Here is a 21,231-nt window from a genome sequence, read left to right on the forward strand (position 1 = left end):
GGTTCAGGATCCGAGGCCTTCCCACAATCCTTGCAGATACATGGCCCCCAGCGCTCGATCGTAGAGGCCGTAGCCCGGGCGACCTTGCTCGTCCCAGATCATGCGTCCGTGATCGGGACGCATCGGCCCATCGAACCCGATGTCGCGCAGTGCGCGCATGACCTCGAGCATGTTCACGTCACCGAAGTGCGACGGATGTGGGACTTCATGGAACTGCTTGTCGCCGGTTCGCCGCACGTTGCGGCAATGCATGAAATGAATGCGGCCGCGCGCGCCGAGGCTGCGAATCATCGCCGGGAGGTCGTTCGTTGCAGCGGCGCCCAGTGAGCCGGTGCAGAACGTGATACCGTTGGCGGGGTGATCAACGAGTCGCGTGAGACGTTCGAGCGCGGCCGCGTCGGTGATGATGCGCGGCAGGCCGAAGATCGGCCACGGTGGATCGTCCGGGTGAATCGCCATGCGGACGTTCGCGCTCGCGGCCGCGGGGACGACGCGTTCCAGGAAGTACGCGAGATGTTCCCACAGCGCCTCGGCATTCACGGCGCGGTAGGCGTCGACGAGCGAGTTTAGAGTTCTCGCATCGTATGCGGTGGCCCAGCCGGGGAGATCGCCGGTGCCGCGCGAGAGATCGATGCGGGCGAGCGCGGCGTGATCGTACGCGAGTGCCGTCGAGCCGTCGGGAAGGCGCATCGCGAGATCGGTGCGCGTCCAGTCGAAGATCGGCATGAAGTTGTAGCACAGCACCCGGACGCCGGCGTCGCCCATGGCGCGAACGCTCGCGCAGTACTGGTCGATGAGCTGGTCGCGCGTGGGCCGTCCCAGCTTGATGTCTTCGTGGACAGGAATACTCTCGATGACCGAAAGCGCCAGGCCGGCGCTGTCGATGGTTTCAGCCAGGCGTTCGATCGCGACGCGGGGCCAGGGTTCGCCGACCGGGATATCGTAGAGAGCGCTGACGATGTCGTGGACGCCGGGGATTTGGCGGATTGCCGCGAGGGGGACCGGGTCGGCTGGCCCGAACCAGCGGAGGGTCATGCGCATGGGTGGCGCCGGGTATTGATTTGATGAATTCGTGCCGTGGTCGACCGTCTTAATCGTCGATGCGGCCGGGGGATATGGCGCCGATTTGGTATGTGACGCATATTGCCCAAGGTTTAGTTCCTAAGAAGAACAATATGCCGCTGGCGTGGCGGGATGTCAGCGGCCCTCCTTCGGCCGATATTGTTCGTTTTACGAACAATATCGGCATCGCCGGCCAGCCAGCCAGGAGATGTGCGCATGAACTTGCTGCGAGCTGTCATCCGTAGCGCGGTCCCCCTCCCTCTCTTGCTCCTCACCATAGCGACGACGCCACCGCCGGCGCTCATCGCACAAACGACACAAGCCGGCGGGACCGGCCGCATCACCGGCATCGTCGCCGACCGCGTCGCGGGAGCCCCGATCGCCAACGTCTCCATCACCATCTCCGGCACCACCTTGGGCGCCCGGACCGGCGTCGACGGACGATATACTATTAATGAAGTGCCCGCGGGAGCGCAGCACCTGCGCGCCGCGCGCATCGGATACTCGCCGACCGAGCAGGCCGTCACTGTCGCCGCCGGCCAGACGGCCACCGTGAATCTTTCGATGGCGCAGGCCACGATCACCCTCGATCAGGTCGTCGTCGTCGGATACGGCACCCAGAAGCGCTCCGACCTCACCGGCTCCGTCGCGTCGGTCACGCCGAACGTCGATCAGACGCCGGTCCTCTCGCTCGAGCAGACGCTGCAAGGCGCGGCGCCGGGCGTGATGGTGACGCAGGCGTCGTCCGCGCCGGGCGGCGCTCTGTCGATTCGCATTCGCGGCGGCTCGTCGGTCACCGGCAACAACGAACCACTCTACGTCATCGACGGCTTCCCGATCGAGAACGATCCGGATGCGCAGAATCCGAGCGACGGCGGCCGTGATGCGAGCACCACCGTGCCCTCCGATCCGCTCTCGGCGCTCAACCCCAACGACATCGAGTCGATCGAAATTCTGAAGGACGCGTCGGCCACGTCGATCTACGGCGCGCGCGGCGCGAACGGCGTCATCATCATCACGACGAAGCACGGCCAGTCCGCACGGCCCCGCTTCACGATCGACTCCTACGCCGGCACGCAGAGCGTGGCGCATCGCTACGACTTGCTCAACGCGCAGCAGTTCGCGCAGTTCGTGAACACGTGGTCCGTGAACAACGGCACCGGCGTGCTCTTCGCGAATCCGGACACGCTGCCCAACACCGATTGGCAATCGCTCATCTTCCGGTCGGCGCCGATCAGCAACCTGCAAGTGGGCGTGACGGGTGGCGGCAGCGGCCTCAATGCGACGCGATACGCGCTCTCTGGCGGCGTGTTCCAGCAGCAGGGCGTCGTGATCAACTCCTCGTTCCGCCGCGTCTCGCTGCGCGCCAATCTCGATCAGAACGTCGGCGAGAATCTGCATCTCTCGAGCACCGCATCGGTGAGCCGAGTGAGCAGTAATTCGGTGCCGACGGATGGGTCGTTGAATGCTGGCGCGGGCGCCGTCGGCGCGGCGATCGATTATTTCCCGATTCTGCCGGTTCGCCAGGCCAACGGCGCGTACACGCTGATGGGCCAGAGCAATCTCCCGTCGGTGCTCCAGCCGACCAACATCCCGAACCCCGTGTCGATGGCGAACGACGTCGTCGACCGGATTGGCGACACGCGCATTCTCGCGAACGGCGCCGGTGAATATCAGTTCTCTCATGGCTTCAAGTTCCGCTCGACCTTCGGCGCGGATCTGGGCGACCGCTCGCGCGACACGTACTTCCCGCGCACGACGCTCCAGGGTTCGCAGACGAACGGCTACGCGAAGCGCGGTACGACGAACACCACCAACTGGCTGAACGAGAACCTCCTGAGCTTCGATCGCGATTTCAACAACAGCCTGAATCAGGTCAGCGCGATCGCCGGGTACACGCGGCAGCAGAGTGATCTCGTCAACAGCAACATTCAGAACAGCCAGTTCGTCAGCGACATCGACAACTTCGAGAGCATCGGCGCGGGAACGCAGACGGGTGGACCGCAGGTCGGGTCGAGCCACACGCGTTGGACGCTCGCATCGTATCTCGGACGCGTGAACTACACGTTGGCGAATCGGTACTTGTTCACGGTCACGGGTCGTGAAGACGGATCATCGCGTTTCGGCGCCGACCATCAGTGGGGCTTCTTCCCGTCCGCGGCGTTTGGCTGGCGCGTGTCGGACGAGCCGTTCATGGCGAAGCATCCGAGCATCGAGCTGCTCAAGTTCCGCGCGTCGTACGGACTGGCCGGCAATCCATCGATTCGTCCGTATCAGTCGATGGCGCACTTGCTGCCGCAGCAGTACACGTTCGGCGGCACGGTGGTGCCGGGGTATTTCACCGCGGTGATCGGCAATCCGAATCTCGGATGGGAGACGACGCGGCAGTTGGACCTGGGCGCCGATCTTGGGCTCTGGGGTGGACGCTTGAGTTTCACGGCCGACATGTATCGCAAGAAGACGAGCGACCTGCTGCTCGCCGTCAACCTGCCGTTCGAGAGCGGCTTCACGACCGCGCTGCAGAACGTCGGCGCCGTGCAGAACAACGGCTACGAGCTCGGCCTGACGCTCACGATTCTCGACACCAAGGCGCACGCGCTCGGCTGGACGTCGACGCTCAACTACTCGCACAACAAGAACAAGGTGCTGGACCTGGGCGGCGTGCAGCAGATCTTCGCCAACAGCATCAATAGCGATCTCAAACTGCTCGGCACGCTCATTCAGGTTGGCCAGCCGCTCGGTGTGTTCTACGGCTACCAGGCGGGCGGCATTCTTCGCGACTCGGCGTCGGCCGCGACGTACACGGCGCAGGTCAAGCCGTTGAGCGGCACGAAGTGGAATCCGGGCGACGTGAAGCTGCTCGACGTCGCCGACACGCTCGGCCGTCCGATTCCGGACGGGCGCATCGACGCGCACGACCGCACGATCATCGGCGACCCGAATCCGAAGTTCACCGCGGGATGGCAGAACACATTCTCGTTCGGCCGATTCCGTCTGAGCTCGATGATGGACGCGGTGTACGGCAACAAGATCCTCAACATGAACAACGTGCGTCTCGAGCAGGGCAGCCCGGGCACGAACATCGTCGCGGACCGATTCACCGATGCGTGGACGCCGACGAACCCCGACGCGAAATTCCCGCGCGTGAACTTCACGCCCGGCACGATCGGCTCGGACATTACGAGCGATCTGCTCGAGGATGGTTCGTTCCTGCGGCTGCGCAGCCTCACGCTCGACGCGGCGGTGCCGGAGCGGTTGTTGTCCCGCGCCGGGTTGTCGAACACGCGCGTGTACGTGACCGGCGCCAACCTGTACACGTGGACGCACTACAGCGGCTTCAACCCGGACGTGAGCAGCCTTGGCATCGGCAACGTGAACCGCGGCATCGACGTGGGCGCGTATCCGCTGGCCAAGAGCATCACGTTCGGCATCAATCTGACCTACTGAGCGCGGAGATCTGACTCATATGCACAAGCGAATCAAGATCGTCCTGGCGCTCGGCGCGTTGACCGTGGGCCTGGCGTGCAGCGACAAGCAGTTTCTGACCGAGCAGCCGTTCGACTTCATCGGACCCACGAACTTCTACCGCAACGCCGGCGACGCGATCGCGGCAATCAACGGCGTGTATGCGGATTTCATCAACAGCACCGGCGACAACTACTACGGCCGCGACTTCGTCATGCTCGTGGAGCATTCGACGGAGATGTGGACGTCGCGATTGTCGGCGACGAACGAGCGCAGCCAGCCGGACGTGTACAACATTCCGGTGAACCACGCGTACGTGCAGGCGGTGTGGGCGTCGGCGTTCGACGCGATCAACCGCGCGAACGCCGTGCTCGATCACGTGCCGGCGATCGACATGGATGCGACGCTCAAGGCGCGCATCGTTGGCGAAGCCAAGTTCCTGCGCGCGCTGCACTACTTCAATCTCGTGCGGATGTTCGGCGGCGTGCCGCTCAAGCTGCACGAGACGCAAGGACTGGACAGTCTCGCCATTCCGCGCAATACGGCGCAGGAAGTGTATGCGCAGATCGAGCAGGATCTGAAGGACGCGATCGCGGTGCTGCCGCCCGCGAAGTCGTACACGGGCTCCGACATCGGCCGTGCCTCGCGCGGCGCCGCGAAGACGTTGTTGGCGAAGATGTATCTCCAGCGCGCGGGTACGGGCGTTGGTACGGCGGCGGATTGGGCGAGCGCGCTCGCGATGGCGAAGCAGGTGCAGTCTGACGGCGAGTATTCGCTGGTGTCCGATTACAAATCGCTGTTCGACTTCATCGGCGGCACGGTGAAGGAGCAGAACAGCGAAGTGATCTTCGACATCCAGAACGTGCGCGCCCCGGGATTGGGTGGTCGCCTCTCGTCGCACATGGCGCCGAACGCCACGGCACCGTTCCTCGGTGCATCGACGAACGGATCGTTCGAGGCGGAGAGCATCTGGTTCCATACCTTCCGCAAGGACGACAAGCGGCTCGACGGAACGTTCGTGCTCTCGTGGAACAAGAACGGCACGACCGTGACGTGGGACGAGACCAAGACCGCGTCGCAGCCGTACGCGAGCGAAACGCCGTTCCCGCGCAAGTTCCTCGACCCGCAGATGACGGGCACGGGCGCGGAAGAGCCGAACTACATCATTCTCCGCTACGCCGAAGTGTTGTTGATGATCGCCGAGGCGTCGAACGAGGTGAATGGTGGGCCGGGGGCGGAGGCGTATGCGGCCGTGAACGCGATTCGCCAGCGCGCGGGGATTCCGAGCATGACGCCGGGGCTGAGCCACGATCTCTTTAGAGATTCGGTATTCAACGAGCGTCGCTGGGAATTGTCGCTCGAGGGGCCGAACGGATACTTCGACGATCAACGCAACTGGGCGTGGTCGAAGGCGCGCATCGAACAGAGCATGGCGCACGCGAAGTCGAGCACGAGCAAGTTCCCGAAGGCGAACAACGGTCCGATTCCGGACAAGTACAAGTTGATGCCGATTCCGCAGCGGGTATTGGATCTGAATCCGAAGCTGACGCAGAATCCGGGGTGGCAGTAGCGGTGGGCGGTGGGCGGTGGGCGCTGGGCGTGACACCAGAGTCCTCGAAAACGTGAACGTCATTCTTCGCGTAGCGAGGAATCTGCTCTTGGCGGTGGTTGCTTCGGCAACCACCGCCTTTGCGCAGGCGTACAGTCCCGACGCGGGGCCGGGGCGGTATCGCAATCCCATCATCTTCGCGGACTATTCAGATCCCGACGCCATTCGTGCTGCCCATCTCGAGCGAGTCACGGACGCCGGGTCGGTGCGCGAGTCGCGCTTGTTCGCGACGGATACGGCGATTTCGATTTTGTTCGAGTAAAGCAATACCACGGAAAACTGCTGGACGACACTGATCGGCACGGAGACGGCGTTGAACTGCGGTTGAACGACGTTTTAAGTGACTGCTTTTTTAAGACAGCCTCAGGACGCTTCGCGAATCGATGGGTCCTGAGGGTGTTCCAATACGAAGGCGTCAAACGGCAGTTGACCGCAGTTGACGCCGTCTCCGTGTCGGTCCGCCGTTGTCCGCCGTTGTCCGTGGTCAATGAAGAGCGTCGATGAACGCAAACACTTCTCGCAGTACCTCCGCCTCGTTCGATCTGAACACATAGTGGTTCGAGTGCGGAATGCGAATGACGCGTGCGCCCGGCGCTCCGCGCTGGAACGCGTCGATCTGCGGCATGACGCCCGCGAGATACGCCGAGTCGGATTTCGCGAGCGCTACGGAATCCTTCAGTAGTGCGGGTGACACTTCGCGCGGTGCCGCGAAGATCGCGAGCACCGGGCCATGGATCGTCGAGAATTTCTCTTCGCCCGCGAACAGTGAATCGGCGACGAAGTCTCGCGCGAACGGTGGCGGTGTGACGTCGCGGTCGGGGCGCGCCGCGAGGTGCTTCGACCACGAGCGCATGTCGCGCTCCATGAGGGGAAGGCTCGTCGTCAGCAGCTCGTTGAGAATGTTCTCGAGATCGCGCGGACTGAGCGCGGGTGAGAGCTTCGCGAGCTTTCGCTGGACGTCGTACATGTCCATCAGGGTGTTCTCCTGCGTGCTGTCGTACATGGCGTACACGTAGCCTGCATCGAGATACACGAGACCCGAGACGCGCTCGGGACGGCGCGATCCGATGGAGCTCAGTTCTTCGCCGGCGATCGAGTGGCCGATCAGCACCGGCTTCGCGAGGCGTAGCGAGTCGAGTACCGCCAGCACGTCGTCGGCGAGGCGGTCGGCGGAGTAGCCGGATGGCGGCGCGCTCGAGCGACCGAAGCCGCGGCGTGTGATCCCGTAGACGTGATATCGGGGAGTGAGCTTCGTCGCGAAGTCGTCGAAGACGTGCGCGGTGTTGCCGGCGCCGGCGAGGAGCACCACCGGACGTCCGGTGCCGCCCCAGTCGAGTACCTCGAGAGAGACGGTGGTATCGACGGCGATCTGTCGAATCGCGTGCGATGATTTATCGCCCCATGCGGTTTGTGCGGTTGCTCGCACGAGCACGAGCGGCGACGATCCACCTTGCATCCAGGAACCGGAGAGTGTGTCGCCGGTTCGGTCGAACGTGCCGATGAATTCCGCGCGGGCTCGGCTGAAGACGAGTCGCACCGTGCGCGAAGAGATCGTGATCGTGTCCGCAGTGATCGGACTTTCGAAGCCGCGTTGGTCGAGGCTGAACAGGACCGTCTTGAGCCGGCCATTGTCGCGCGCGATGTCGATGACGAGGCGAAGCGGCTGCGCGGGTAATTGGAGAGTGCCTTGCCAGGTGCCGAGTGCGTTTTGCGCCGGCAAGCTCGCGGCGGTGGCGATCAGAGCGGCCGTGAGCGTTGCCGCGAGTGAGGAGAGCGTGGGAAATCGGCGCATGAGTGGTTCCCGCATGAGTGGGCGGCGCGGAGAGCATGACAATCTACTATCGCGATAGTAGCTTCGCACGCTTTCGTCGCAATCGCAAGGCGCCCGGCCTAAACGTCAGCGCCGCTTCTTTGCGCTCGCCTTCTTCTTGGTCGTGGGCTTGGGTTTCATCGCTGCCACGTATTCATAGCTCGCGGCAAAGTACGGCTCGAGCTCCTTCGTCTTGGCCAGCAGTGCGTCAGGCACGACCACATATTCGGGTTGCACCACGCCGTACTGCGCGGCTAGAGACGTTCGATACCTCTCGAGAAACGTCTCGCGCTCTTTTTCGGGAAGCCGCAGCGCCACCGTGTTGTCCTTGTGCAACGCGCTGAACATGTGCCCGTTGAGCGATGTGTAGGGCACGGTATCGCCCTTTCGCTCCACCGCGGGATTCGTGGCAATGAGCTTTTCGTAATAGGTCACCGCGGCGGATCGTTCCACGTGCACCTCTGTTGGCGAACGAGTTTGAGTCAGCTGCAACGCATGCGCGACACTCAGCCTCGATACACGAGGCTGATCACCATTCCGACGACCACCCACTGCACGCTGTACGCGATGCCCTGGAGTGCCGTCAATCGCCCGCCGATGTTGAGATTGACGTGGTTGTGCAGGACGAAAGAGCCCAAGGCATACAGGGCGATGAGCAATCCGAACTGCACGCCGGCAACGACGCCCGCGCCGGCGGGGTGGATCATCGCGACCAATGCCGCGAGGGCGAACATCGAGAGCAGCATACCGAGCATGCCGAGCGGCATGACGGGCTTCATGGATTCATGCGTGCGATAGACAGTGCTGAAGCGCGCAAACTCGGCACGCATGGCAGGGTTGGCGAAGAAGGCGCCGCCCAGGATGAAGTAGGTCGCGAAGGCGTCAGTCGACACTACGGCGCGCGGTGCAGCCGGCCGGCGACATACGGCTTGAATTCCCCCGGTCGATCGGGCGGAGCGATCTCGAAGCCAACATCATATCCGTTCGGCGTCGGTCGGTAGGTCAATCGGAACTGCGGCTGCGCACGCACGGCGTCGGACGTCAACACGATGGCCGTGTCGCTCGCGACGAGTTGGTACGTGATCACGTGGCCTTCATTGTCAAAGGCACGCGCCGCGAACCCTGCGGCGGCGGGCGCAATCACCATGAGCCCTTCATGACGGAACGCGGCCCGCTGAGCGGTCGCCGGATACTCGGAGAAATCACGGCGGACGATCACGCGATCGTTCAGGTCCCGCACCCATGTTTCTCCTCCGCGTACCGCCATTCCCGGCCGGCCACCGCCGCCGCTATCCGCTGTCCATGATCCAAGCAGCTTGCCGAGTGGCCCCCAAGTGGGGGCTGTCGTCGCTTGGGCAACGGCAAACGTGCAAGGGAAACAGAACGCGACGCCGAGAATGAATCGAATCAGTGGTCGACGGGTCATCGTACGGGCAGGTCGGTGAAAGAGTGAGCCGGTCAATTCTTCGAAAGCACAAAGAAGTCTAATAACAGCGCCGGGCGCGGCAGGGTGCCATCCGCACATTCCTTGTCAGTTTCAGCGTTCGTTAGGGAGCTGCTCGGAGGGTTAGGCCGTACGAGCACGATTGATAGCCTCCGTGTAGACGCCGAGACGATTTCCGACGAGCAGTCTTGCCTGCCTGCGTTCCTCGATTGTAATGCCTGCTAATTGTGGCCGCGTCAAATCGCCCAGCCCTTCAATAGATCTAAGCCGTATGATGGCCCCGCCACTAATGCCTTCCAGCTTCGGCGAGGTTTGCAGACCCTTTTCGCCAACGATCGAATCCCACTTAGAGTCCAACACTAGGTTCGCCGTAGCGCTCAGCTTCTCGTTGATGTAGGAATCGGGCGACGCGATTCCCCCCGCATATGCGATGTTGCCCGGAACGGTTGTCTTGGAGTAGCGCTTGATCTTGAAGGCGTTCAGCGGGTAACCAATGGCGACATACTTTGAACGGTACGGCCCATTGAACCTCACTTGTTCTGTGGTCGCTTGCTGGTCGGCCGAGAGAAATGTGCAACCATCGAGCTGCTCTGCGAATGCGTTTGGTGCGTGCCGAAAGGCGATGTCAATCGTGTCGCCTTCGCGGTTTCCACCCGAAGGGCGATTCACAGTCCATGGACCTGGGATCTCGATCCAGCTCCGCATCGATCCGATGTAGTACGTGTAATTGGGGTACAGCTCGACGACGTGCGCGGCACTGAGCACATAGCGCTCACCGCGGTACCAAATCAGAACAGCGGTTCCCGCCGGTATGAGCTCGTCGCCGAAATCATTTGGAACCGCGAGCGGCCGGATTGACGGCAGGAAAGACAGCCCGAGGACCGCCATGCTCGCGCGAATTCGGTCTGAAACGTCGCTCATGTAAGAACTGTATAGCTACCCAACGACAAGTGGCCTGCGCAATTTAGCAGTGATTTTCGATAGCTCGCTTAGGCCACAGGATCATACAGTCTCAGCGCCTCAAACGCTCAGCGCTAGAATCCCGCCCGTACCAACCATCTCCCCGCCAACCCCGTCCACGCGCCCACGACACTATCCGCTGCCGCGAGCCCAAACCCATGCCTCGCCGATTCAAAGATATGCATCTCCACCGGCACCTTCGCCCGTAACAACGCCTCATACATCATGAGCGAATTCTGAACCGGCACCGTCCGGTCGTCCGTACTCGCCACAATGAACGTCCGCGGCATATCCGGCCTCACCCGCTCGTTCGCCGACATCACATGGATCGCCGAGTCCGACGCCGGCTCCCCGAGCAGATTCCGCCGCGAGCCCGCGTGCGCGTACGGCGACGCCATGGTGATCACCGGATAGATCAGCATCGCCACGTCCGGCCGCGTCGCTGAATCGAACTGCGTGGCGACGGTGGCAGCGAGATGCCCGCCCGCCGAAAAGCCAATCACGCCCACGCGATGCGGATCGACGTTCCACTCCGCGGCACGCCTGCGTACTAGCCGAATCGCCTGCTGCGCATCCATGCGCAGCGCGGGATCGTGATAGCGCGGGCCCAGGCGATAGCGCACCACGAACGCGCTGATGCCGAGCGTGTTGAGCCAGCGCGCCACCTGAAAACCTTCCTTGTCCGTGGCGAGATGCTCGTAACCGCCGCCCGGAAACACGATCATCGCGCTCGTCGGTTTGCCAGAGCCCTTTGCGCCGTTCGAGTCGCGCACGAGGAACGGCGTGATCGTCGGCGTGTCGATCACACTGTCGCCCACCGCGCCCGGCACGGTGTCCCACAGGCGCAGCGCGACTGGATCCGGCGTAGGATCCGGCTTGAGCCGCAGATACTTCGCGAGCGGCAGATCCATCTTCGACAGATCGCGCGCGACCAGCCCCGCCACGTCGAGCGCGCCGCGCTTCGACAGATGCGTGTCGTCCGCCTTCCCCCTCGGGAACATGATCGACGCGCCCGGCGGCATGTAGTCGTACTCGACCTTTGATTTCTCGGGGCCAAGCGGGGCGATCAGGGCGCGAGTGTCTCGTTCGAGATCTATGAATGCGACACGCGTCTCCTTCGCGACTTCTCTCACCACCGCGGGATAGTCGCCGTGCGTCTGCTTCAACTCACCCTTGTCGTCGAAGCTGCGGCGGACGATCGGCGTCAACAAGATCGGCGTCGCGCCCTTCGATCGCGTATCGGCAATGAACCGCTCGAGATTCGCCTTGTACGCGCCGTGCGGCGCGGCGTAGCGGCTCGTGTCGTCCTGCTTCTCGTCGTTGTGGCCGAACTCGATGAACACGTAATCTCCGCGCTTGAGCTGCGCGGTCACGCTGTCCCAGCGATGCTGATCGATGAAGCTCTTCGTGCTGCGGCCGTTCACGGCGTGATTGCGCACGTGCACGTCGCTCGTGAAATACTTCGGGAAGACCTGGCCCCAGCCGACTTCCGGATTCATGTCCGGATCCACTTTGTCGGCCATCGTCGAGTCGCCGATCATGTAGACGTCTATCGACGGCGGCGCGGCGAGCGCCATCAGGCCGCCGACGCCGAGCGCCGCGAGGGTGAGGCGCGACACGGGGAACACCGGCAACATCACTAACGCCCGCTTGGCGCCGGCACCCAACCGTTCAGCACCGCCGCCGGCGTATACTTCGCCGCCTCGGCAGCGGTGATCACGTGTCGCGTTGCACTCGTTACGGCGCCTGGGCCGGTGGTGCCGAATTCAACGAATCGCGCCGACGACGGCTCGTACCAGATGCGCGTGCCCGTCGAATCCACCGACGACATGCGATCCCAGCCCTTCGCGCCGATGTGATCGTCCATCCAGCAATTGATGAACGCGACGCTCGCGTTCGCGCGCGGATTCGCGAACGGATGCCAGGGGCGGCCGAGCGAGACGGAGTTCGGCGCGAGGTTGGGGTTGTCCTTCTTCAGGCGGCTGTTGATGAAGAGAAATCCATACGGTTGCGAGACGTCGGTGCTCGCCGCGGTCACGTAGCCGTTGAGCGTTTGACTATGCCGATCGCGCGAGACGATGTCGCAGTCATCGAACACCACCTGCCCGGCACCGAAGATGAAGTCGACGTGGCCCCAGACTTCACACTTGTGGAAATAGGCGCGACCCGAGTTGGGAAAGAGCGTGTCCTGAAAGCCCGTGAGTTTCACGTTCTCGAATGACGCGCGGTCGGAGCCCAGGTCGAGCATGAGCGCGACGGCCTGCATGTTCTTGAGCTTGGTCTTGTCGCCATCCGGCTTGGCCACATTCGCCGGGTAATCGAATGCGTTCTCGATCGTGAGATTCTCGGCGCGAAAGTCAGGCGCGACAATTCTCAGCGTGAAGCTCCCGCGCGTTCCATACGTTCCACCGCCCGGGCTGGGCGTATCTGCCGCGGCGGCGTAGGTGAGCACCGTGTTGTCGCGCGACTCGCCGACGAGCGTCACGTACGGGCGATCGATCGTGAGCTTTTCGTGATAGCGGCCGTTCTTGATGAAGATCGCCGCTCGGCCGACGCCATTCGGCGGCAGCGCCGTCAGCGCGGCGCCGAGCGTGCGAAAGGTCGGCGCGCCGCTGGAGCTGTCGCCTTCGGAGCCGCGAAAGGATGCATCGACCACCGCATTGTATTTCGATGCGGCGGACGTCGAGGCCGTCGGCATCGGAACGAACTTGCCAACGCAGGAATTCGCGGGCGCGTCGGACGTCGTGCCGGCGACATGCACGTCCTCGCCGGTGACGTCGAGATTCATCGGGCCCGGGCCCTTCGCGATCGACACATGCCCTGCACTGACCTTGATCTTCGACGGATCGTCGAACACGACGTTGTCGAACGTCATGCCGAGCCGGCGCCTCTCGTCGTATCCCTCGAGAATGACCTTGCCGCCGCCCTGCACGCGCACGTCCTTGAGGCGGATGTCGCGGAATTCAGGAATCATGTCGCCGGTCGTCGTCGCCGACGCGGTGTAGTGCGTGTCCATCTCGATCGGATCCTTCGTGTCGCGAATGCAGACGTCTCGATATTCGACGTCGTGCACCAGGCCGCCGCGTGCCGCGTTCGACTTGATGCGGATGCCGTTGTCGGCGCCTTGAATCGAGAGATCGAAGACGCGGATCGCGCTCGCGCCGCCGTCCGTCTCGCTGCCGATCGACACGCCGTGACCGCGATAGAAATGGTTGTGCGAGATCGTCATGTGCGAGCTCGGGATGGCCCCGGCCTTGATCGCGACGTTGTCGTCGCCCGTGTTGATGAAGCTGTGCGTGATGGTGACGTTCGTCGCGCTCGCGGGATCGATACCGTCGGTGTTGCGCGCACGCGGATCGCGCGTGTCGATGTACACGCCCCACGCGGTAAAGCCATTGCCGCGATCGAACACGACGTGGAAGTTCGGCGAATTCTTGAGCGTGACGTCGAAGAGTACGACGTTGTTCGACTTCGTGAATTGAATGAGCCTCGGACAGCTCTGACTCTTGTTGGTGACTTTCGCGAACTGCGCGAGATCCCACCACGACGCCGTCTTGTCGAGGAGCTTGGCCCAACCGCGGCCGTCGATCGTGCCCGGCCCCATGATCGCGGCGCCGTCCGCGTTGTCGGAGCTGATCAGCGGACGACAGCCGTGCCCTTTCTCGTCGACGGTGCCGCAGCGACCGTCGATGTCGTACTCCTTGGGATCGCGGGAGCCGAAGACGATCGCATTCGTGTCCACGCGCAGCGTGACGCCGCGCTTGAGTGTGATCGGACCGATCAGGAACGCGCGCTTTTCGCCGTCGGCGCGGAGCACGACTGCTTGACCCGATCCGCAATGATCGATCGCACTCTGAATGCGACGCGTGTCGAGCTTGCGTTCGTCCGCATCGGCGAGCGTCGTGTCGGCGACCGGCGCGAGCTCGGCGGTGAGCGTCGTGCAGGCGGACGGATATTTCGGCTCGGTGACGGTGCGGGTGTCTTGAGCGTGCAGTGCACCAGTCATCCCGAGGAGCAACGCGGCGAGGGATCCAGCATGGCGGTAGAGGGACTTGCAAATCCGACGGGACGCCAGATTCCTCGCTTCGCTCGGAATGACATTCGAGATATCAGTCATTTTCCCTCCACAGTCACCTTCACCGGTATCGACAGCCGCTGCGCGAACTGATCGAGATAGGTCTGCCAGTCGCTGACGTCGCGGAAATCACCGCTGCCCGTCCAGCCGGCGCCGATCCAGTAATTCACGGGTTCACCCGAACGCGCATGCGAGACGGCGAAATAGTGATCGTTCGTCTCCTTCCAATCGGCGACGGCGTCGCGCGGCAACATGACGGCAAGCCCGAGATCGCCATGCCCGCCGTCCTTCGGGAGCACCGGCCCCCATTCGGACAGCCACGCCCATGGCTGCGCCTTGCTCTCCGACCCGACGACATTTTTGCGCTTCACGAGACCAGTCGCCCACGTGATGTCGGTGCCGGGCGCGGCATTCTCCTGACGGAAAATGCTCGTCACGTGATTGAGATTCTGACCCGCGTCGATCGCGATGCGCTTCGTTTCCGTCACGCGAATGCCGCCGGCTTCCCACGGCTGATAATACAACTCGAATATCGCGCGCACTGGACCGTTCGCGATCATCTTCCACGATTTGAAATTCCACGCGCGATAGAGTTTGTTGTCCCGGTAGATCGCCGTGCCGCCGGCGCCGAGTGATTGGCCGACGTCGAAGAAGTCGGCGCCCTCGCCGGTGTCGTGGTGGTACAAATCGTGACCCTTGGCGTACCACTTCTCGACGATCGGCGTGCGCACGCGCTTGACCCATACGTCCACGCCGCTGCTGAGGAGCGAGTCGACCTTCCACAGTCCCTGACCGTAAATGCGATAGGCAATGCGATCGTTCTCCCACGCGACGTCGTCGCGCGGATCCTGGTGCGACGCATAGACGCGCTCCGTCTTCACGGGCGCCGGCGCGCCGGCCTCGATCGTGAAGCGTTTGATCTCGCCGGGCGCGAACGAGCCTTGAAAGATCAATTCGTCGATCGTGCCGTTGCCGTCGTTGTCCACGGCCTGCGACGGAATCTCGAGGCCGGATCCGACGTCGCGAACGCGGACCTGATTGGCGGCGCTCACGTTGAGACGCGCGTGAACGTCGCTCCACGGCAGTGCGATCGTTTCATCGCTCCGCGTGAGCGACAACGTATTCTCGGCGCGGATGGTGTAGGAGGATTGGGCGCGAACGCTGGTCGTCCCGAGCCCGAGCAACGCGAGGACAGCGAGGGACCTTGCGTGCGTTCCGCGTAGCCAGCCGCGCGAACGGGACGGCAGATTCCTCGCTGCGCTCGGAATGACAAGCTCGCTCGGAGTGACACTCATTTCCCTCATTTCAATTCCCTCGTGTCGACCGCCTGCATGTCGGTGTAGTCCTTGTTTTCGCCGCCCATCGCCCAGCAGAACGTGTAGTTCGACGTGCCACAGCCCGAATGAATCGACCACGGAGGCGAGAGAACGACTTCTTCGTTGCGCACCATGAGGTGGCGAGTTTCGGTCGGCTCGCCCATGAGGTGCACGACGACGCCGTCGTCGGGAACGTCGAAGTAGAGATAGATCTCCGTGCGCCGGAAATGCGTGTGCGCGGGCATGGTGTTCCACACGCTGCCTGACGCCAGTTGCGTCACACCCATCACGAGCTGCGCGCTCTCCGCGCCGTCGGCATGGACGTACTTGGCGATCTTGCGCGAGTTCGCGCGATCGGCGCTGCCGATGGGACTGCCCGTGACGTCCGCACCCTTGATGTGCGTCGTCGCATGCGTCGCGTGCGCCGGGTAGCTGATCAGATAGAACCGCGCCGGCTCGCCGGCCGACTCGCTCGCGAAGTGCACGTCGCGACTCCCGCGACCGACGTACAACACGTCGAGCCGCGAAAGGTCGAATCGCTTGCCATCGACTGTGACGCTCCCCGGCGCTCCGATATTCAGGATGCCGAGCTCGCGGCGTTCGAGAAAGAATTTGGCCGCGAACGATTCCGGCGCCTCGAGCTCGAGCGGCTTGCCGGTCGGTACCGCGCCGCCGAGCACGACGCGGTCGAGATCGATGTGCCGGAGATTGATCGCGTCGGGCTGAAAGAGCCCCTGGACGAGAAACGCCGAGCGCAGCTCTTCGGTCGAGAGCGTGCGGGAGCGCATGGAGTCGGGAAGAAGATGCATGAGAGTTTGCTAATTACCGTGCCACCCATCCACCGTCGACGACGAGGACGTGGCCATTGACATAGTCGCTCGCCGGCGACGCCAGAAACACGACGGCGCCCGCGAGATCGGAAGGATCACCCCAGCGCGCCGCCGGGATGCGCGCGCTGATCTCGGCGAATCGCGTCGAGTCGGCACGAAGACGCTGCGTGTTGTCGGTGGCGAAATAGCCGGGCGCGATGGCGTTGATCTGGACGTTGTGCTTCGCCCACTCGTTCGCCAGCGCCTTGGTCAACCCGGCCACCGCGTGCTTGCTCGCCGTGTACGCGGGCACGGTAATGCCGCCACTGAACGACAAGAGCGACGCCACGTTGATGATCTTGCCCGCGCGCCGCTCGATCATCTTCGTGCCAAAGTGGCGCGACAGCGCGAACACGGAATCCAGATTGGTGCGCAGCACGCGATCCCATTCCTCGTCGGGAAACTCCGCCGCGGGAAAGCGTGCGATCGTGCCGCCGTTGTTCACCAGAATGTCGATCGATCCGGCCTGACGCTCGGCATCATCGGCCATGCGCGCGACTTCGTCACGACTGCCGAGATCGGCGTGTGTCGTCCACGCCTGTCTTCCAAGATCGCGAATGATCGCCGCCGTCTCGGCCGTGCCATCCTCGCTCGAGCTGGCGCACACGACGTCAGCCTCAGCTTCGGCGAGCGCAATCGCCATCGCGCGCCCAAGGCCGCGACTCGCACCGGTGACGAGCGCGCGCTTGCCGGCGAGCGAGAAGCGATCGAGCACGCTCATCGACCCAGCTCCAGCGCCGCGAGCACGAACGGTCCGACGCCCTTGTAGTCGTTCGACACGACAGGCTCGGAGACGTAGTACTGATAGGAGCCATCGCGCGGTGGATTGCCGCCGAGTCCCGCGACCTTGCAGATGCCGTTGATGGAGACGAGGCCGTTGGCGTCGACCGTCACGAACTGCTTCAGCATGCCGTCGAACGCACGATTCGCGACGGCGCGGTATGACGAGTCGAGTATGCCGAGTCGCGCGCCCTTCGCGAAGGCGTAGGTGAGCATTCCGGATGCGGATGCTTCGAGGTAATTGCCCGCGCGATTTGGTTGATCGAGCACCTGCCACCAGACGCCAGTGACCGGATCCTGCACCTTCGCGACGTCGCTCGCGAGCTGGCGAACGACGCGAATCAATTCCGGGCGGTCGTGGTGCGTCTTCGGCAGATCGTCGAGCACGTCCATCGCCGCCATGAGGTACCAGCCGACCGCGCGGCCCCAGAAATTCTTCGAGAGGCCGGTGGCGCTGTCGGCCCACGGCTGTTGGTGCACCGAGTCCCACGCATGGTAGTAGAGGCCCGTCTTCGGATCGCGCAGATGTCGGGCGACGAGCAGAAACTGTCGAACGACGTCGTTCATCGCCGTCGTATCGCCGTGGCGCAATGCATACTGCGCGTAGAACGGCTCGGCCATGTACAGGCCGTCGAGCCACATCTGCTGCGGGTAAATCTTTTTGTGCCAGAAGCCGCCTTCCGCGGTGCGCGGCTGATGGCGCAACTGGTCGCGCAGCTTGTCGGCGGCGCGCAGGTATCGCGGGTCGTGCGTGCGGTCGGCGAGAATGAACAGCGCGCGGCCTTCGTTGATCTGATCGAGATTGAACTCGCTCTGGTCGTAGCCGGCGATCGAGCCATCCGGATGCACGAGCGAATCGACGCTGCGCTGGACGTACGCGGCGAACCTTGGTTGATGAGTCTCTGATCCGACGCGATCGATGGCGAGCAGCATGAGGCCCGCGACGTAATCCCACTTGTCGTAGACGACGACCGGACTGCGTGCGATCACCGACTCGGCGACGCGGGTGGACCAGGGCTTGGATTGCGCCTGGAGAGGCGCTGTCATCCCGAGCGCGAGCAGCGCGAGGGATCTAGCGTCGCGGTAGAGGGGCCGGCCAATCCGCCGAGACGGGAGATCCCTCGCTTCGCTCGGGATGACAAGCTCGCTCGGGATGACAATGGGTGGAGTCACTGCGCCTTGACGCCATTGATCGTCGTTCCCGCCCAATTCAACCCCCGCACGTTCTCGATCACGTTGCCCTGTGAGACATTCTTGAAGGTGCAGTCGAGCACCCGAACATCTTCGATCGGCGCGTTCGGAAATCCCTTGAGCACCACGCCGTGCGGACTTTTCTCGCTCGTGACGCGCCGCAGTTCGATGTTCCGCGCGACGGGCGTGAAGCGGCCCTTGGCGCCCTCCTCATAGGTGAAGTCGATCGAGAGGATGGCGTCGGAGACCTGTCCCACCGTGACGTCGCGCATGTAGATGTCGCGCAGCACGCCGCCGCGCATCGCGTTGTTCTTCAGGCGCAGCACGCTATACAGAATTGGGCTGTCCATGCGGCAGTTGTAGGCGAACACGTTCCAGCAGCCGCCCGAGATCTCACTGCCGACGCTGACGCCGCCATGGCCGTCGCGCATCTGGCACTCGCGCACGATGATGTTCTCGCTCGGCACGCCAACCCTGCGGCCATCCTCGTTGCGCCCCGACTTGATGGCGATGCAATCGTCGCCCGTGTTGAACTCACAGTGCTCGATGAGCACGTCGCAGCACGAGTCGGGATCGACGCCGTCGTTGTTCGGTCCGTGCGTATTGATCTTCACGCCGCGCACCGTCACGTTCTGACAGAGCGTGGGGTTGATCTCCCACATCGGCGAATTCACGATCGTGACGTTCTCGATGAGGATATTCTTACAGCGATATGGCTGGATGAAATTCGGCCGCAGACAATCGCCCTCGCCGAACACGCGCTGCGCGACCGGCACCCGCCGCTCGGCCATGTCGAGCAGTCGCTGACGCGACGCGTTGTAGTTCGGCATGCCGGCCTTCCAGCCCGACTCCTTGCTTCCCTTCCAGAACCACCAATGCGCTTCGTCGGCTTGGCCGTCGAGCGTGCCTTCACCGGTGATAGCGATGTCGCTCTGGTCGAGCGCGTAGATGAACGGCGAGTAGTTCATCAGCTCAGTGCTCTCGAATCGCGTGAGCACGGCGGGGAGATACTTCGAGGTGTCTCGAGTGAACGCCAGCGTCGCGCCCTTCGCGACGTGGAGGTTCACCCTGCTCTCGAGATGAATCGGCCCGGTGAGGAAGCGGCCGGCGGGCACCAACACGCGGCCGCCGCCCGCGGCGGCACACGCTTCGACGGCGCGGCGAATCGCATCGGTACAATCGGAGTCGTCGGCGCGCGCGCCGTACCGCGTGATGTCGAAGTCCCGATTCGGAAATGTCGGCGGAACGATGCGCGCGAGAATCTCGGGCACGAGATCCCATCCACTCTTTCCACTCGGCGGCATCGGCGAACCAACACGCGGCCCCGAGCGACACGCCGCGGCGAGCGGAGACACGAGCGTCGCGGCAAGAACACCGTCACGAAGAAATTGTCTGCGGTTCATGGGCTCGGGTGCGATTTGGACCAGACGTCGAAACGCGCCAGCGTCGCTGCCGGCAGTGTCGTGTACCAGCCATAGCCGGACCGGCGGTCGGTGAGCTGGTTCCAGTCGTAGAGCTTGATGCCCTCGCGATTGGCCATGATCACGCGATTCGTGCCGATCTCGTAGAGACGGCCCCACAGCGGCGGCGCGTTGGGATCGGCGCGAAGCTCGTAGTGCGCGTACGACAGGCCATGCAGCTGAACGGAACGCAGCCATCGTGTTGCCGCGTACACCGCCTTCACCACGTCTTGCGACGGGCGCGGCAGCGTCATCAGGAAATCGACAATCTCCGCGCTCTCGAGCGCCGTGAGCGACGTCAGCTCGTACGATCGCGCGCTTACTGGGAGATATGTCAGCGGATCGTGCTGCTGGCCCCACGCTGTCAACACGCCGTTGACGCTGACCTGCGCGTCGAGAATGCACGCGATGCCTTTCATCACCGCGGCGCTCGCCGCGGCGCGCTGCTTCACATTCACATTCTGGAAATCTCCCGCGGCGACTTCGCGGAAGATGCTCAGCACGTTGACGGTCGCGTTGTCGTTGAACGTCGCGGCGTCGTGATAGCTGCCCTCGAGCGGGAATGCCTGGGGGATGCATCCATTCGGCATCTGCGACGCGAGCAAGTAGTCGATGCCGCGCGAGATCGCACGCTCATAGCGCGGATCATGATGCGCCGAGTCCGCGTGCGCCAAGAAATGGATTTCCTCGGTGGTCTGATCGTTGTCCACCGTCGAGATCCACTCCCACTCATTGCTCTCAGCGTAATAGCTCTCGCCCGGCTGGCGACTGTGCGCCGCAAAATCGACGTGCTTGGACCAGCCGCCGTTCGGCGCCTGGAAGCTGAGAATCGACTCGGCCATGCGGCGCGCCGAGTCACCGGCGAACCACGCCGGCGTCATGTAGCTCTTCACGGAGAAGTCGTGCGTGTACGGCGCGCGCACCATTTCCGTTTTGCCGAGCGTGCGCAGCTCCTGATGCATCGACGCGGTGTCGCGCGCGTACATCGCACGCGAGCTCGCGAGGTATGCCATCCACGCGGCGTGGCGCCTTCGCGGAACGAACTTCTCGATGCGCGATTCGGCGAGATACGTCGTCGTGTCGGCGGCGGGGCGATAGCCTGGCAGCTTGCGGATTGAATCCATGGGGTTTGGATTCTGGGCGCGTAACGGCGTCATCCCGAGCACGAGCGCAGCACAGCCTGTCATCCC

The 21,231-nt window shown here is 63.4% G+C and carries 17 protein-coding genes; 3 read left to right on the plus strand and 14 right to left on the minus strand.

Features of this window, described 5'->3' with window-relative positions; all coding sequences use genetic code 11:
- Nucleotides 1–3: 3 nt before the first annotated feature.
- The gene (uxuA, locus tag VN706_07140; GenBank protein ID HXT15389.1) at nt 4–1,041 is read right to left on the minus strand and encodes a mannonate dehydratase; all 1,038 of its coding nucleotides are present in this window, start codon (nt 1,039–1,041) and stop codon (nt 4–6) included.
- Nucleotides 1,042–1,326: 285 nt separating this feature from the next.
- On the opposite strand from uxuA, the gene VN706_07145 reads away from it, so the two are divergent.
- Genes VN706_07145 through VN706_07155 form a run of 3 tightly spaced genes read left to right on the plus strand, consistent with a single transcriptional unit; the run spans nt 1,327 to nt 6,398 of the window.
- Nucleotides 1,327–4,509 carry a TonB-dependent receptor gene (locus VN706_07145; GenBank protein ID HXT15390.1) on the plus strand — a complete coding sequence of 1,061 codons (3,183 nt, stop codon included), beginning with the start codon at nt 1,327–1,329 and terminating at the stop codon, nt 4,507–4,509.
- Between the two features lie 19 nt (nt 4,510–4,528).
- Nucleotides 4,529–6,097, plus strand: a complete 1,569-nt coding sequence (locus tag VN706_07150; GenBank protein HXT15391.1) for a RagB/SusD family nutrient uptake outer membrane protein — start codon at nt 4,529–4,531, stop codon at nt 6,095–6,097.
- A 52-nt stretch (nt 6,098–6,149) separates the two neighbouring features.
- Nucleotides 6,150–6,398, plus strand: coding sequence for a hypothetical protein (locus VN706_07155; GenBank protein ID HXT15392.1), 249 nt, complete (start codon nt 6,150–6,152; stop codon nt 6,396–6,398).
- A 222-nt stretch (nt 6,399–6,620) separates the two neighbouring features.
- On the opposite strand, the gene VN706_07160 is transcribed toward VN706_07155, so the two are convergent.
- From VN706_07160 to pelA, 13 genes are all read right to left on the minus strand, one after another.
- Nucleotides 6,621–7,928 (minus strand): alpha/beta hydrolase, encoded by a 1,308-nt coding sequence (locus VN706_07160; protein ID HXT15393.1) that lies wholly within the window; start codon nt 7,926–7,928, stop codon nt 6,621–6,623.
- Nucleotides 7,929–8,033: 105 nt separating this feature from the next.
- Entirely contained in the window at nt 8,034–8,399 is a 366-nt protein-coding gene (locus VN706_07165; protein HXT15394.1) for a hypothetical protein, read from the minus strand.
- A 53-nt stretch (nt 8,400–8,452) separates the two neighbouring features.
- Nucleotides 8,453–8,839 carry a hypothetical protein gene (locus VN706_07170; GenBank protein HXT15395.1) on the minus strand — a complete coding sequence of 129 codons (387 nt, stop codon included), beginning with the start codon at nt 8,837–8,839 and terminating at the stop codon, nt 8,453–8,455.
- Nucleotides 8,839–9,372, minus strand: coding sequence for a hypothetical protein (locus VN706_07175; GenBank protein ID HXT15396.1), 534 nt, complete (start codon nt 9,370–9,372; stop codon nt 8,839–8,841). Before VN706_07175 ends, VN706_07170 begins: the two co-directional genes overlap by 1 nt.
- 141 nt (nt 9,373–9,513) lie before the next feature.
- Nucleotides 9,514–10,311, minus strand: a complete 798-nt coding sequence (locus tag VN706_07180; protein HXT15397.1) for a hypothetical protein — start codon at nt 10,309–10,311, stop codon at nt 9,514–9,516.
- 113 nt (nt 10,312–10,424) lie between these two features.
- Nucleotides 10,425–11,969 carry an alpha/beta hydrolase fold domain-containing protein gene (locus tag VN706_07185; protein ID HXT15398.1) on the minus strand — a complete coding sequence of 515 codons (1,545 nt, stop codon included), beginning with the start codon at nt 11,967–11,969 and terminating at the stop codon, nt 10,425–10,427.
- A gap of 20 nt (nt 11,970–11,989) precedes the next feature.
- Nucleotides 11,990–14,467, minus strand: a complete 2,478-nt coding sequence (locus tag VN706_07190) for a pectinesterase family protein (GenBank protein HXT15399.1) — start codon at nt 14,465–14,467, stop codon at nt 11,990–11,992.
- Nucleotides 14,464–15,609 carry a DUF4861 domain-containing protein gene (locus tag VN706_07195; protein HXT15400.1) on the minus strand — a complete coding sequence of 382 codons (1,146 nt, stop codon included), beginning with the start codon at nt 15,607–15,609 and terminating at the stop codon, nt 14,464–14,466. The genes VN706_07190 and VN706_07195 overlap by 4 nt, the downstream gene beginning before the upstream one ends.
- Before the next feature lie 116 nt (nt 15,610–15,725).
- Entirely contained in the window at nt 15,726–16,550 is an 825-nt protein-coding gene (gene kduI / locus VN706_07200; GenBank protein ID HXT15401.1) for a 5-dehydro-4-deoxy-D-glucuronate isomerase, read from the minus strand.
- A 13-nt stretch (nt 16,551–16,563) separates the two neighbouring features.
- Complete coding sequence (kduD, locus tag VN706_07205) at nt 16,564–17,331, minus strand: 2-dehydro-3-deoxy-D-gluconate 5-dehydrogenase KduD (GenBank protein ID HXT15402.1); 768 nt, start codon at nt 17,329–17,331, stop codon at nt 16,564–16,566.
- Nucleotides 17,328–18,437 (minus strand): glycoside hydrolase family 88 protein, encoded by a 1,110-nt coding sequence (locus VN706_07210; GenBank protein ID HXT15403.1) that lies wholly within the window; start codon nt 18,435–18,437, stop codon nt 17,328–17,330. The genes kduD and VN706_07210 overlap by 4 nt, the downstream gene beginning before the upstream one ends.
- A gap of 122 nt (nt 18,438–18,559) precedes the next feature.
- Nucleotides 18,560–19,984 carry a glycoside hydrolase family 28 protein gene (locus VN706_07215; GenBank protein ID HXT15404.1) on the minus strand — a complete coding sequence of 475 codons (1,425 nt, stop codon included), beginning with the start codon at nt 19,982–19,984 and terminating at the stop codon, nt 18,560–18,562.
- The gene (gene pelA / locus VN706_07220) at nt 19,981–21,228 is read right to left on the minus strand and encodes a pectate lyase (protein HXT15405.1); all 1,248 of its coding nucleotides are present in this window, start codon (nt 21,226–21,228) and stop codon (nt 19,981–19,983) included. Before pelA ends, VN706_07215 begins: the two co-directional genes overlap by 4 nt.
- Between the last annotated feature and the right edge of the window lie 3 nt (nt 21,229–21,231).

It is taken from the genome of Gemmatimonadaceae bacterium (assembly GCA_035606695.1).
Classification (GTDB): domain Bacteria; phylum Gemmatimonadota; class Gemmatimonadetes; order Gemmatimonadales; family Gemmatimonadaceae; genus JAQBQB01.

Bases quoted from the DNA above. Each gene is read 5' to 3' on its own strand.
- uxuA (HXT15389.1), bottom strand. From the start codon at position 1,041: ATGCGCATGACCCTCCGCTGGTTCGGGCCAGCCGACCCGGTCCCCCTC.
- VN706_07150 (HXT15391.1), top strand. From the start codon at position 4,529: ATGCACAAGCGAATCAAGATCGTCCTGGCGCTCGGCGCGTTGACCGTG.
- VN706_07160 (HXT15393.1), bottom strand. From the start codon at position 7,928: ATGCGCCGATTTCCCACGCTCTCCTCACTCGCGGCAACGCTCACGGCC.
- VN706_07175 (HXT15396.1), bottom strand. From the start codon at position 9,372: ATGACCCGTCGACCACTGATTCGATTCATTCTCGGCGTCGCGTTCTGT.
- VN706_07180 (HXT15397.1), bottom strand. From the start codon at position 10,311: ATGAGCGACGTTTCAGACCGAATTCGCGCGAGCATGGCGGTCCTCGGG.
- VN706_07190 (HXT15399.1), bottom strand. From the start codon at position 14,467: ATGACTGATATCTCGAATGTCATTCCGAGCGAAGCGAGGAATCTGGCG.
- kduI (HXT15401.1), bottom strand. From the start codon at position 16,550: ATGCATCTTCTTCCCGACTCCATGCGCTCCCGCACGCTCTCGACCGAA.
- kduD (HXT15402.1), bottom strand. From the start codon at position 17,331: ATGAGCGTGCTCGATCGCTTCTCGCTCGCCGGCAAGCGCGCGCTCGTC.
- VN706_07210 (HXT15403.1), bottom strand. From the start codon at position 18,437: ATGACAGCGCCTCTCCAGGCGCAATCCAAGCCCTGGTCCACCCGCGTC.
- VN706_07215 (HXT15404.1), bottom strand. From the start codon at position 19,984: ATGAACCGCAGACAATTTCTTCGTGACGGTGTTCTTGCCGCGACGCTC.
- pelA (HXT15405.1), bottom strand. From the start codon at position 21,228: ATGACAGGCTGTGCTGCGCTCGTGCTCGGGATGACGCCGTTACGCGCC.